14 protein-coding genes are annotated in these 12,075 nt (G+C 37.4%); 1 reads left to right on the top strand and 13 read right to left on the bottom strand.

What is annotated here, in order from left to right:
* Nucleotides 1–28: 28 nt before the first annotated feature.
* From CLO1100_RS03175 to CLO1100_RS03120, 12 genes are all read right to left on the bottom strand, one after another.
* Nucleotides 29–928, bottom strand: coding sequence for a site-2 protease family protein (locus tag CLO1100_RS03175; RefSeq protein WP_014312312.1), 900 nt, complete (start codon nt 926–928; stop codon nt 29–31).
* A 4-nt stretch (nt 929–932) separates the two neighbouring features.
* Nucleotides 933–1,826, bottom strand: coding sequence for a M23 family metallopeptidase (locus tag CLO1100_RS03170; RefSeq protein ID WP_014312311.1), 894 nt, complete (start codon nt 1,824–1,826; stop codon nt 933–935).
* Nucleotides 1,827–1,979: 153 nt separating this feature from the next.
* Nucleotides 1,980–2,372, bottom strand: coding sequence for a methylglyoxal synthase (locus CLO1100_RS03165; protein ID WP_014312310.1), 393 nt, complete (start codon nt 2,370–2,372; stop codon nt 1,980–1,982).
* Between the two features lie 24 nt (nt 2,373–2,396).
* Complete coding sequence (gene minE / locus CLO1100_RS03160) at nt 2,397–2,681, bottom strand: cell division topological specificity factor MinE (protein WP_014312309.1); 285 nt, start codon at nt 2,679–2,681, stop codon at nt 2,397–2,399.
* Nucleotides 2,682–2,695: 14 nt separating this feature from the next.
* Nucleotides 2,696–3,496: a septum site-determining protein MinD gene (minD, locus tag CLO1100_RS03155; protein WP_014312308.1), complete on the bottom strand. Its 801-nt coding sequence runs from the start codon at nt 3,494–3,496 to the stop codon at nt 2,696–2,698.
* A 121-nt stretch (nt 3,497–3,617) separates the two neighbouring features.
* Nucleotides 3,618–4,307, bottom strand: coding sequence for a septum site-determining protein MinC (gene minC / locus CLO1100_RS03150; RefSeq protein WP_014312307.1), 690 nt, complete (start codon nt 4,305–4,307; stop codon nt 3,618–3,620).
* 41 nt (nt 4,308–4,348) lie between these two features.
* Nucleotides 4,349–6,448: a penicillin-binding protein 2 gene (gene mrdA, locus CLO1100_RS03145; RefSeq protein WP_014312306.1), complete on the bottom strand. Its 2,100-nt coding sequence runs from the start codon at nt 6,446–6,448 to the stop codon at nt 4,349–4,351.
* An 18-nt stretch (nt 6,449–6,466) separates the two neighbouring features.
* Nucleotides 6,467–6,979: a rod shape-determining protein MreD gene (gene mreD, locus CLO1100_RS03140; protein ID WP_014312305.1), complete on the bottom strand. Its 513-nt coding sequence runs from the start codon at nt 6,977–6,979 to the stop codon at nt 6,467–6,469.
* Entirely contained in the window at nt 6,976–7,836 is an 861-nt protein-coding gene (gene mreC, locus CLO1100_RS03135; RefSeq protein WP_014312304.1) for a rod shape-determining protein MreC, read from the bottom strand. The genes mreD and mreC overlap by 4 nt, the downstream gene beginning before the upstream one ends.
* A gap of 43 nt (nt 7,837–7,879) precedes the next feature.
* Nucleotides 7,880–8,902, bottom strand: coding sequence for a rod shape-determining protein (locus tag CLO1100_RS03130; protein WP_014312303.1), 1,023 nt, complete (start codon nt 8,900–8,902; stop codon nt 7,880–7,882).
* Nucleotides 8,903–8,929: 27 nt separating this feature from the next.
* Nucleotides 8,930–9,619: a DNA repair protein RadC gene (gene radC, locus CLO1100_RS03125; RefSeq protein WP_014312302.1), complete on the bottom strand. Its 690-nt coding sequence runs from the start codon at nt 9,617–9,619 to the stop codon at nt 8,930–8,932.
* Nucleotides 9,620–9,749: 130 nt separating this feature from the next.
* Nucleotides 9,750–10,331 carry a Maf family protein gene (locus CLO1100_RS03120; RefSeq protein ID WP_014312301.1) on the bottom strand — a complete coding sequence of 194 codons (582 nt, stop codon included), beginning with the start codon at nt 10,329–10,331 and terminating at the stop codon, nt 9,750–9,752.
* Nucleotides 10,332–10,627: 296 nt separating this feature from the next.
* On the opposite strand from CLO1100_RS03120, the gene CLO1100_RS03115 reads away from it, so the two are divergent.
* On the top strand, nt 10,628–11,242 hold the full coding sequence (locus tag CLO1100_RS03115) for an adaptor protein MecA (RefSeq protein ID WP_014312300.1): 615 nt from the start codon (nt 10,628–10,630) through the stop codon (nt 11,240–11,242).
* A 48-nt stretch (nt 11,243–11,290) separates the two neighbouring features.
* Here the strand turns inward: CLO1100_RS03115 and CLO1100_RS03110 are convergent, their stop codons facing one another.
* Nucleotides 11,291–12,058, bottom strand: a complete 768-nt coding sequence (locus CLO1100_RS03110; RefSeq protein WP_014312299.1) for a PRC-barrel domain-containing protein — start codon at nt 12,056–12,058, stop codon at nt 11,291–11,293.
* Nucleotides 12,059–12,075 lie beyond the last annotated feature (17 nt).

Below are 12,075 nucleotides of genomic sequence, written 5' to 3'. Positions count from 1 at the left end.
ATTTATCGTAAACCAAGTCTTTTGAATATTATATATTTTTTGTCAGTATTTCCCCTACTGTAATATCTGAAACACCTTTCATGAGTGTATTCAGGATATCTTGTTCTGTTATGGATTTTATAACATGCAAGTCATTATCCAGTACCTTAATTATATGAAATACATTGGAATAGTCCATTGATTTTACCAAATCCAGTACCTTAACATCTTCCAATACCGCAATTTCTCTCACAGGAAAAATACCTTTTCTAATAATAGCCGAACGTTTTAAAATGAAGTTCTTCATATTTAAGATGGCAGCCTCCTTTTTGTTTTTCTTTAAAAGAAAAATAATGTAAACTCCAATTAAAACAAGACTCCCATTGTACCTACTTTTAATTAATACCACAGTTCCGATACATATAATCATAATTGAAAAAAACAATGAAAATATATTCATAAGTCTGTTTGCACGGAATAAACCCACTTTATCAGCCAGAAGTTCTATTGCGATTCTACCACCGTCAAGGGGAGGGATAGGAATCAAATTAAAAATAGCCAGCCATAAATTTATTGTTATGGCCAGCATAATATCTACATTTAAAAATCCTCCTGCAAGAGTCTTCCACATATGTACACAATATATGATTATTGCAAAAACAACATTTACCAAAGGGCCTGAAATATATATCAGAAGTTTTTGAGACTTACTGCATTGAAAATCATCAATAGCTGCATTAACGCCTACAGGTAAGAGCCTAAAGCTGCTGAGTCCGGCCCCGCACATAGCTCCGGTAGCAATATGACCAAGTTCATGACAAATAATGAAACCCAAGGTCATAGAATATGCAACAAGAAGTTTTCCTATCATTGCCGCCAGAAATACAGGAATAATCAATAAATCTATCTGAATCCTTGTTCCTTTGAGCCGGAAATCGATATGTGGCAATACTTTAGTTACCTCCGTTAATAAGGTCAAAGAGCTTTCCCGGGTTAATCAACTTGTTGTCCTTCCATACTTCAAAATGCAGATTTGAACTTGCCTCATCCTCCGAGTTACCAACCTTCGCAATTATATCTCCTTGATTAACCTTTTGTCCTACTTTTGCAACCAGGATTGAACAATGCCCGTAAAGAGTCATTATACCGTCATTGTGTTTTATCTTTACATATTTATCATATTCGGGATTTGAGCCCACCTCAGTAACCTCTCCTGACAATGCTGCTTTGATAGATGTTCCCATATTTGCCTCTATATCAATACCTGTATGGAACTGAGGATTTCCGCTTAGTGGGTCGGTCCTTGTTCCAAAGGGTGAAATTATTTCTCCTTTGATAGGAACAATAAATGAGTATTTATCTGCAATACTCTTTATTTCAATATCGTCCAACACCTGCATATCACTTCCTGATACTGATTTACTGTCTGTAGAAACAGAACTGCTGCTTGTGCCGGATGCCGGATTAACCCCACCACCTGAATCTGTTTTATCTATAACTGATGAAGTCTGAATATCATTACCATCTGTACTATTTCCGCCTCCCACCAGTTTCTGAAGCTTACCGCCCCCTTCAGGCAGTCTTACACCTAATGTAGTAGCCGCACTAATAATATATTTATTTACGTCATAGTTTACAGTTGTAATTGACTTAACCTTTGATATAAAGGTATCTGTTGCAGGTGTATTCGCTGCCTTGCACAAGGCTATTGCAGATAAAAAAACCACTACAATCAGCATTTTTGCGGCTGCAATTGTTGAAATGAGGTCATTGTTTGTATTTCTTCTGTTTCTCCGGGGAGTACCGGTCGGTCGGGAGTATTTCGGTCTTTCAATAATTTCGTCCATTACTTCCACCCTTTCTTTGGCTTATTAATAATTATATAAATTATATTTACCAATTTAAAGGAATATTCCAGATAGCGTTTTATAGCCAACAAAAAAGATACCCTGGAATATATAGGATATCTTCTAAAATAAAAACTCTGTTTTAAATTTTTCTTAATCCTGCCTCAGCAGTTCCCTCCACGCAAGGTCTCCACGTTCAAGACCTTTTATAAGGACCTCGGCAGATGCTATATTGGTAGCAAAAGGAATGTTGTTCACATCACAATGCTTGAATAACAGGTAATTATTGTGGTCCTCTTCACTATTTGCATCCCTGAAATAAATCAGTAAATCAATTTCGTCGCAAGCAATCCTGGCAGATAACTGCTGTGCACCCAGACTGCCGTATGCAAGAAGATTGACATTCAACCCTGTGGCTTTATTGATCATAATACCTGTAGATCGTGTCGCTATTATATGATGTTCATGAAGAATTGACTTGTAAGCTATACAAAAGCTTGCCATTAATTCTTTTTTGTTATCATGAGCTATAAATGCTATATTCATCTAACCAATCACTTGCCTTTGAGTTTATTTGCCTGCATTTTTTACATTTTTTATTGGAATATTTGCAATGAGAGCCGGAACCACTCTGTCACCTTCTTCACTTTTGGTTCTGGTTAATTGTATATCAAGTGCACTCTCGTCGATTTCCATGTAATGTTGTATTACCTTTATTATTTCACCCTTAACCATTTCTAAAAATTCAGGAGAAACGTTAGCTCTGTCATGAATCAGCACCAACTGAAGCCTTTCTTTGGCTACATCCTTAGACGGCTTGGATCTGCCAAAGATTTTAGAGAAATCTATCAGCATACTACTAACCCTCCTTATGTATTTTTAAATCCCAGTAATTTTTTAAACTTGTTCAAAAATCCTTCATCAGTTTCAAGGTTCATAATGGGTACATCTTCACCTTGTATTCTTCTGGTTACATTCCTGTATGCTTGTCCTGCAAGTGATTTTTCATCAGTTACCGCAGGCTCACCTTTGTTTGTAGAGACAACAATCTTTTCATCGTCAGGTACAACACCTATCAAGTCAATCGCAAGTATATCAATGATATCGTCAATGGTCATCATATCTCCGCGCTTAACCATATCAATTCTTACCCTGTTTATTAAAAGCTTTGGATTTCTCAGTTCATTTGCCTCAAGCAACCCTACAATACGGTCAGCATCCCTTACGGCTGAAACCTCCGGTGTGGTTACTACTATTGCTCTGTTTGCTCCGGCAATAGCATTTTTAAAGCCTTGCTCAATTCCTGCCGGACAATCTATTATTATGTAATCAAATTCATTTTTTAATTCATTTACAAGATTAATCATCTGCTCAGGTGCTACTGCTGACTTGTCTCTTGTCTGTGCTGCGGGCAGGAGGTACAAGCCTTCATACCTTTTATCCTTTATCAGGGCCTGCTTAACTCTGCAAACTCCTTCAATAACGTCAACCAAATCGTATACGATTCTGTTTTCCAAGCCCATTACAACATCCAGATTTCTTAGTCCTATATCAGTATCTATAAGTACTACCTTTTTACCTGCCAGTGCCAGGCCAGTACCAATATTGGCAGTTGTTGTAGTCTTACCTACTCCACCCTTTCCGGATGTAATTACAATTACCTCGCCCATACAGCATTGCCTCCAATTCTAAGAAGAAAATATATTAAAAGAGAATTATTTCAAACTTATACACATTAAACTATATATTTGTTTTTTCAATTTGTCAATATTGCTGCCTTTTTGAACCGGGCTATCTGGCTGGTAAAAAACGTTCTACGTAAAGGGTGTCATCCTTTATATAAGCCAGTTCAGGTATAGGATTCCCAACTCCTCCTTTTTCATCAGGAGGACGTGTTATAATGTCTGCTATTCTCAACTGTGTGGGATTCAAACCCAAGGCTGCCACTATAGCTTCCTTGTTTCCGTCGCTGCCTGCATGAACAACTCCCCTGAGCAAGCCCATTACAACTATATTTCCGGTAGCCTCAATTACTGCACCGGGATTAACATCGCCAAGTATTACCAAATTACCATCAAAATTTACCAATTGTCCTGAGCGTACAGTTCCTCTGTAAAACTTTGTCTGTCCTTCTTCTATACCCTTAAAGAACATATACTTTTTTATCTGATTCTTTCTTTCAACAGGCTTGTCCGTTGAAACATTATTAGCTACCGCCTGAACCTGTTCCTTATCCTCTTCAAATGATTCTATCCTGGCTCCGCTTTCTCTTACAAGTATTTCCAACAACTGGGACTTTTCTTCTTCATTGAGGCTTCTGCCTTTATATTTTACCGCCAGTTTCGCACCTCTGAAGAATTTACCTGCAGAATTTACTTTATCCCTCATACATTGTAGAATTTCACTAAATTCCGGCTCATGCTTTAAAATGATTGTCAATCCGTTTACAGTCCCTTTAAAAGTTACTGAACTTTCATCCATACTTTTAACCTCCACCTGCCTTACCCTGCGGCATAAATACTTTACTTGGTCAATTGGACTATATCTGCTTTAACAGTATAATCCTTATTGCCTGTTCCGTTTGAATCAAAGTAATATTTAAGTATGTCCTTTGCAATGGGTGCAGTATAAGCACCAAAAATTCCTCTTTCAACTACTACGGCTACTGCTATCTGAGGCTTGTCGGCCGGAGCGTAACATATAAACAGTGCATTTGAGGACTGAGTTGCTTCCCTTCCTGTTTCGGCAGTACCTGTTTTTCCTGCAACCGTTATAGGCTTTAAGTCCTTGAATTTATCGGCAGCAGTTCCATCTGTGGCATTGGCAACCGCAATCATGCCCTGCTGAATTACTTTCATATTTTCCTTCTTAACCGGAATTATTTCATATTCAGGCTTTGTTTCAGTTACGATAGAGCCATCAAACTTTACAACCCTCTTTATAATGTGAGGTTTTAAATGCTTACCTCCATTTGCGATGGTAGCTGCATAGTTTGCAAGCTGTATTGGGGTAAAGCTGTTATACATCTGTCCTATTGATGTTTGTGCTGTATCAGCAGCAGTCCAGGGATATGGCTCAACTTTCTTTTTATACTCTCTGGAGGAAATAATCCCCTTACTTTCACCCAGGAGATCAATTCCTGTCTTTTGGCCCAAACCGAACCTTTTTGCCCATTTTACTAAATTATCAATTCCAACTTTATTACCAAGATTGTAAAAATAAGGATTAGACGACTTTTGTATTGCAGTTATGAGATTAACTGTTCCAAGACCGGCACGGTATTGGTTGTACTCAATTGACTTTAGCATCAAACCGTCGAATGTCTCGTATCCTCTATCAAAATATGTTTCAAATGGAGTTGTTTTTCCTTCCTCTAATGCTGCAATTCCAACTAAGGGCTTAAAGGTTGAACCCGGTGTATAAATTCCGGCAATGGCCCTGTTATACTCCGAGGTAGTTGTATTTTTAGGGTCTCCCAAGGCTGCTTTTGCTTTATTTGCCACCTTATCGTCAGGGTCTGCAATGAATATGGACGGGTCATAACTTGGGTAATTTGCAAGTGCAAGTACTTCTCCGGTATTCACATCTATGGCAACTGCAGCTCCTGCGAATGCGTCATGACGATTTTTTTTATCACTAGACTCACGTATAAGTTTTATATTTTTTGCAAGGGAATCCATTGCTACCTTTTGAAGTCCCATGTCGATAGTCAACACTACGTCACTACCGGGCTTTACTGCTTCCTCACTGACTGTTCTTGGCTTTCCGTTATCATCTACTTCAACACGTCTGTAACCGTTAGTACCTCTCAGATACCCTTCGGTAGTCAGTTCTACTCCTGACTTACCTATAATATCCGTCATTTTATAGCCTGCATCGCTGTTCTTAGCCAGTTCTTCAGCATCTATAGGCCCTACGTGACCAATTAACTGCCCTGCATACTTCGCATCAACATATTTCCTGCTGGGAACACTCTCTATAATTACTCCCGGAAATTCGTCGCTCCGTTCCTCCAGCTCTGCAATTGTTTTGGTACTGATTGAATCTGCAAGGACAGGATCCATTGAAATTCCTTGAAACCTGAGTGTCATAATATCATAAGCATCCTTTTCGGAGTACTTGTCATCAACCTTGAACACCATGTCCTTGACATATTCATATACTTCTTCCGGTGTAGAATCCTGATCAAAGCCCTTGAAATCATATCCTGTCATAATCTTAAGGGTTTTTTTCCGGTTTTCATTATTTTTCAGCATAGTTCCGAAACCCACCGGGTAGGTCAGATACTTTGAGAAAGTTTTGTTGTAAGAGTCTCCGTTCTTTTCAAGAACCTTAAGAATTTTATACATCATTTCATTGAGCTTTTTAGACCCAAGCCCGGTATCCATCAATATAACGGAATAACTGGTGGAATTAACAGCTACAGGAACGCCATACCTGTCAAGTATATTCCCACGTTCAGCCAGAATGGTCGTTGATCTCATTATTTTACTTTGGGACTGTGTATAGTAGTTTTCGCCCTGAACCAGCTGCATGTTCGCCAACTGGTAGACAATTACAGAGAACATCAGAACTATAGCTATTCCCACAATGGTATATCTGTCTTTAAAAAACTGTTTCATTTAACCTCTAAACCTCATTTAGTACCTGTTTTTTTCTTCAACCTCTAAAAATTTTCTGTCCAACAATATGATAATTACAAATATAACGATACCCAAAACACAGTTCACCAGCGACTCCGGTAAAATCACAGTTTTGAGGGTTGCAATAAACTCGATTTTTAGGCCCAGTAAGTAGGATGCAAATATAATCGCAGACTCGAAAATATATGTAGATAAAAAAGTACAAAAAGCCATTACAAGTATATTTTCCTTAAAAAGCCTTTTGTTTATATTGCCCAATGCAAGTCCGAGAAGCATTCCCACAAGAGCATGATACCCTAAGGCAACACCTATTACGGCATCCATGCATAATCCCGCAGAAAAGCCAACAACCGCACCGTCCGTCTTGCCTTTCAGCAGTGAAATACTCACTATTAAAATAATAACAAGATTCGGAGATACTCCAAAAATTGCAAAGTTATTCAATAATGTAACCTGTGCAGTTACAAATATGAATATAAGTATAGCATATAAAATTACTTTATTTCTCATTTGTCTGCATTTTCCATTTCCGACTTTGATTGTGCTTCTTTATTTCTGAGTATTACCACCTGATTTAGTCTTTTTAAATCGGCTGCAGGCTGAATAATTGCATATTTGTCAAGATCGCTTTCTCCTGATCTTATTTCCTTGACTGTTCCTATGGTAATACCCTTTGGATAAATACCTCCGATTCCGGATGTTTCAATTACATCTCCCTGAATCAGGTCAAGCTCTGCGGGAATATATTCCAGTTTACACAAACCTTCCTTTTCCAGCTTAATGTCTCCCTTTACAACAACATAGTCGCCACTTTTTGCAACAATGGCACTTACAGAGCTTCCATCTTCAATGATACTTATAATTTTGGAAGAAAAAGGTTGTGCAGACACTACTTTTCCCACAAGGCCTTTGCTGGTAATAACCGGCATATTGTAATCAATTCCGTTAGCAGACCCTTTATCCGTTAAAAAGATATTAAAGAGATTTCCGCCATCTCTAGCTATTATATTGGCACCAACAAAATCAGAGTCTGCCAGCTGATCTTTCAAATCAAAAACTTTCCGCAAGTCTTCATTTTCCCTTTTCAGCCTTAAATACTCGGTTCTTTCGTTATTTAACTTATCAATTTTTTCTCTTAACTCCTTGTTTTCAGCTTGCAGCTTTTGAACATTGTCAAAAAGATTTATTCCATCCCCAACCTTCTGTCCTGTATACGAAAATGCTTTTTCAACAGATGTAAAGGGTACTGAAATCAAGTTCCCTATCCAGTTTATGTTACTTGCCGGATTTACGGTCAAGCCTATACACACAATAAGAATTAATATTATTATTGTAACTACCAACGCCCTACTTTTAAAATACTTCAAGGAATACTTCTCCTCTCTTAACCCACCTACTTAAAGCTTTTAGTTATTTTAACCTCTGTGGCGATAAAAGAACCTTTTTCAGTGTCTCTATTTCCTCCAGGACTTTACCTGTTCCCAAAGCAACGCAATCAAGAGGATTTTCAGCTATTGAAACAGGCATACCTGTCTCCTGCTTTATCAGCTTATCCAAACCATCAAGAAGCGCCCCTCCTCCTGTGAGCATTATTCCTCTGTCCATAATATCGGCAGCTAACTCAGGCGGAGTTTTCTCAAGGGTATATTTTATGGAATCTATTATGGCATTGACAGGCTCCTTCAACGCTTCATTTATTTCTGTGGAGGTTATTTCGATGTTCTTAGGTAAACCTGTAATAAGGTCTCTTCCCCTTATCATCATTTTTTCTTCTTTCGCCTTAGGAAAAGCACTTCCTATTGTAACCTTGATTTCTTCAGCAGAACGCTCACCTATCATAAGGCTGTATTCCTTTTTAATGTAGTGGGCGATTGATTCGTCCAATTCATCTCCTGCAATTCTAAGTGACTTACTTGTAACGATACCTCCGAGAGATATTACTGCAACTTCCGAAGTACCCCCTCCTATATCAACAACCATGCTTCCGTACGGTTCTTCTACAGGTAATTCCGCACCAATTGCAGCTGCCATTGGTTCCTCAATAAGGTAGGCTTCTTTTGCACCTGCCTGTAGAGTCGCATCCTCAACAGCTCTCTTTTCAACCTCTGTAACACCTGACGGAACACATATAACAACTCTTGGCTTACTGAACCTGCCTTGAGACATAGCCTTTTTTATGAAGTACTTTATCATATTCTGAGTTATGTCAAAATCAGCTATAACACCATCTTTCATCGGTCTGATTGCTACAATATTGCCCGGCGTACGTCCAATCATTTCTTTTGCGGCTTCTCCTACCGCCAATACTTCGTTATTTTTAATGTTAACTGCTACAACAGACGGCTCTCTGACGACGATTCCTTTTCCCTTAACATGTACCAATGTATTCGCAGTTCCCAAATCTATACCAATATCTCTTGCAAAAAAACTCATTTAAAAAGTACCTCCTGTGTATTTTGGCTAAATAAAGCCTTGTTCTTTTAAACTCACATATCTTCCATCACCCAGTACAATATGGTCCAATACCTTTATCCCCAATATGTCTCCCGCATTTACAAGTCTGTCAGTAGTACGTATATCTTCGTTACTGGGTGTCGGATCCCCACTGGGATGATTATGTACAAATATAATACTGTTGCAGCCGCATTTCACAGCTTCGCTGAAAACCTCTCTGGGATGAACTATGGAAGCATTCAAACTGCCTGTTGAAATACTCACTATTTTTAATACTTTATTTTTTGTATCCAGTAGAATAGCTTTGAACATTTCCTTTTTCAAGTATCGCATTTCTTCCATCATCAGATTACTTACATCATCGGCACTTTTGACAAAATGGCGTACAACTCCGTTGCTCGTTGCTATTCTTTTTGAAAACTCAAGCACAGCTTTTATCTGAATCGCCTTTACACGGCCAATTCCCTTTACTTTCATAAGCTGTTCAATAGAGAGGTTGTTAAGGGAGGAAAGTCTTCCGTCCTGAGAAAGCTTTAAAACCTTCTGTGCAAGCTCTACAGCTGTGTAAGCTCTGGTTCCTGTCTTAATTACTATAGCAAGCAATTCGGCGTTTGACAGGCAGTCTGCCCCCACTTCCGACATTTTTTCATAAGGCCTCTCGCATATGGGAAGCTCTTTTATCTTTAACCTATCCATTGTTTCCCTCGTTAATTTTCCAGCGATCTAACTAACTCACATATCTTTCATTATACCATGTTTTTATTCCAATTACATCGTCATTATGTGTTTTAGAGTCGTAATTTTAAGAACCTGGTATTATAGAATTTTATTTAATAACGCTTTCCTGAAGCTTTTCCAACATATCACTTAGTCTGGTTAACGGAAGCCCGACAACATTTGAATAACATCCTTTTATTCCCTTTACAAATATTGCCCCGACACCCTGAGCTGCATAAGAACCCGCTTTATCATATGCCTCACCGCTTTTAATATACGCTCTGATTTTTTCATCATCCAGCTCTATAAATTGTACGATGGTTGTTTCATGTTGTATAAGCTCAATCTTGTTATCTAGGTCAATCAGACATACTCCGGTGATTACCTCATGTTCCTTTCCGCTAAGCTTTTTAAGCATTTCATAAGCATCTTCGGTGTCTTTAGGCTTGCCTAAAATCTCATCGTCAATTACTACAATTGTATCTGCGCCTAAAACCAAACCTTTTTTTACTCTGTTAGAAACATCTCTTGCTTTTTGATATGCCAGTTGTTCTGCTTTTTGGGCCGGAGTACCTGTCAACTCACTTATATTCTCATCAATTTCGCTTGGAATAATTTCAAATGGTAATTTTATTTGTCTCAGTAAGTCTTTTCTTCTTGGTGACGATGATGCCAAAACTATATTTCTCATTTATTATTCCTCTTATAATTGCATATATTTTTAAATATTATATATTTTTATAGGTATTATTTCAAATGTATTGTAGCTTTGTAATGAACCTTTAATGTATTATTTACTTTGTAGTATAATAATAGTAATTGTATTATATGGTTGTATTTATAGATATTACATGTCTTTGTAAAGTATATTATTGATAAATATTACTTCTCAACTATTTATTTTCGAAGTATAATATAGTAAACTATTAAAAATTAATGTTCAGCAGGTTTTCCAGATTAAATTAATTAAAGTAAGTTGGTGATTGAATGAGAATAGAAAAAGTTAATGAAAATGTACTGAGGGTCACAATCACATTAAATGACCTGGAAGAAAGAAATATTGATATTTCTTCTCTGAATTATAATTCACCTGCCGCCCAGGAATTATTCTGGGATATGATGGAACGTGCCGAAGAAGAGTACGGTTTCGCATCCGCTGATTCTCAGCTGGTATTTGAAGCCTCTCCGGAAAATGAGGACGGATTTGTTGTAACTATTACAAAGATTGACTCAGACGGCGAATTTGAATCTATTCAAAAATATATCAAAAGCAAATATAAGAATTCTGATTTGAGGCAGAAAAAGAAAAAAAGCAAGGTTTGCTCCACTTTGAACATATACTGTTTTGATTCAATTGAAGACTTATGCCAATTGGCAAAAAGGATTTATCCATTGTACAACGGTGAAAGTACTGTTTATAGGTTTAAAAGCAGTTATTACCTTCTACTTGCCGGGTCTTCATCCTCTCCTCAATTGGAGATAATTATGGATGAGTATTCTGCTCATGTGGGAAATGCCAACTTTTTCGAAGGCTATCTGAATGAATACGGAGAAAGGATTATCCATGAAAACGCTTTAGAAACTTTAAACGTTTACTTTTAATAAAATCATTAAAACCGGTTGCAGCTTTCGCTACAGCCGGTTTTATATTTATTTGTTATTCATTACTAAGTCAATTACCTTGTCATATGCTTTTGCCAGATCAAATACATCCTCGTCAATGAGAGTATCCTCTTCTATCAATACTTTTCCCTCATTGTCATATATGGTTTTCGATACTCTTTTGCCATTAAGAAAATCACGGTGTTTCTTTTCCATAAGCTCACTCATTGAACCTGATTCAATATTTTCGTCGATAATTGTATTGTTTGTTTGGATTGTATCTGAACCATCGTTTTCTATCCCTGATTCTAACTTTGAAATATCATCAGCGAGTGCAGATTCAACATTTTCCTGTACAACTATTAGGTTTTTACCAAAGGTTATAACACTTTCTCTTGGAATTAGTCTTATATTTTTTTGGTCTTTAATTGAAATGAACTCCAGCGCAAATATCGAACAACTGTTATCTTCATCTACATAGATATCCCCTATTTCACCTATTAAGCTTCCCTTTTTGGTCATAACTCTTGTGCCTTTAACGGGTATATTTTTTTGTAGATGGTCTATGGCAGCTGGTATTTTGCTAATATCATTTATAACAGCTTCATTTTCAATCGTCAGTGCATATTCACCGATTCCTATTACATCCTTTGCAGAAATAACTTTTGCATTTAGAATCTGTATTCCGTTTTCTACTACAACATAGTCAACCGCACCTTTTGCAGCATTAACTATAACTCCCTTTACCTTACCAACTTCTTCACCGTCACAAATACTAATTATAGGTAAACCTATTACCTCTTCAGTTTTTTTCATTAAAGCTGACCTCCTTG

Origin of the sequence: Clostridium sp. BNL1100 (assembly GCF_000244875.1) — a bacterium.
GTDB lineage: Bacteria > Bacillota > Clostridia > Acetivibrionales > DSM-1351 > Ruminiclostridium.
Note: the sequence above shows the minus strand (reverse complement) of the source record. Positions and strands in the feature narration are given on the sequence as shown.

Excerpts from the sequence above, each read along its gene's own strand:
- radC (WP_014312302.1), bottom strand. The coding sequence starts at position 9,619 with ATGGATAGGTTAAAGATAAAAGAGCTTCCCATATGCGAGAGGCCTTAT.
- mrdA (WP_014312306.1), bottom strand. The coding sequence starts at position 6,448 with ATGAAACAGTTTTTTAAAGACAGATATACCATTGTGGGAATAGCTATA.
- CLO1100_RS03115 (WP_014312300.1), top strand. The coding sequence starts at position 10,628 with ATGAGAATAGAAAAAGTTAATGAAAATGTACTGAGGGTCACAATCACA.
- minC (WP_014312307.1), bottom strand. The coding sequence starts at position 4,307 with ATGGATGAAAGTTCAGTAACTTTTAAAGGGACTGTAAACGGATTGACA.
- minD (WP_014312308.1), bottom strand. The coding sequence starts at position 3,496 with ATGGGCGAGGTAATTGTAATTACATCCGGAAAGGGTGGAGTAGGTAAG.
- CLO1100_RS03130 (WP_014312303.1), bottom strand. The coding sequence starts at position 8,902 with ATGAGTTTTTTTGCAAGAGATATTGGTATAGATTTGGGAACTGCGAAT.
- mreD (WP_014312305.1), bottom strand. The coding sequence starts at position 6,979 with ATGAGAAATAAAGTAATTTTATATGCTATACTTATATTCATATTTGTA.
- minE (WP_014312309.1), bottom strand. The coding sequence starts at position 2,681 with ATGCTGATAGATTTCTCTAAAATCTTTGGCAGATCCAAGCCGTCTAAG.
- CLO1100_RS03170 (WP_014312311.1), bottom strand. The coding sequence starts at position 1,826 with ATGGACGAAATTATTGAAAGACCGAAATACTCCCGACCGACCGGTACT.
- CLO1100_RS03120 (WP_014312301.1), bottom strand. The coding sequence starts at position 10,331 with ATGAGAAATATAGTTTTGGCATCATCGTCACCAAGAAGAAAAGACTTA.
- CLO1100_RS03110 (WP_014312299.1), bottom strand. The coding sequence starts at position 12,058 with ATGAAAAAAACTGAAGAGGTAATAGGTTTACCTATAATTAGTATTTGT.
- CLO1100_RS03165 (WP_014312310.1), bottom strand. The coding sequence starts at position 2,372 with ATGAATATAGCATTTATAGCTCATGATAACAAAAAAGAATTAATGGCA.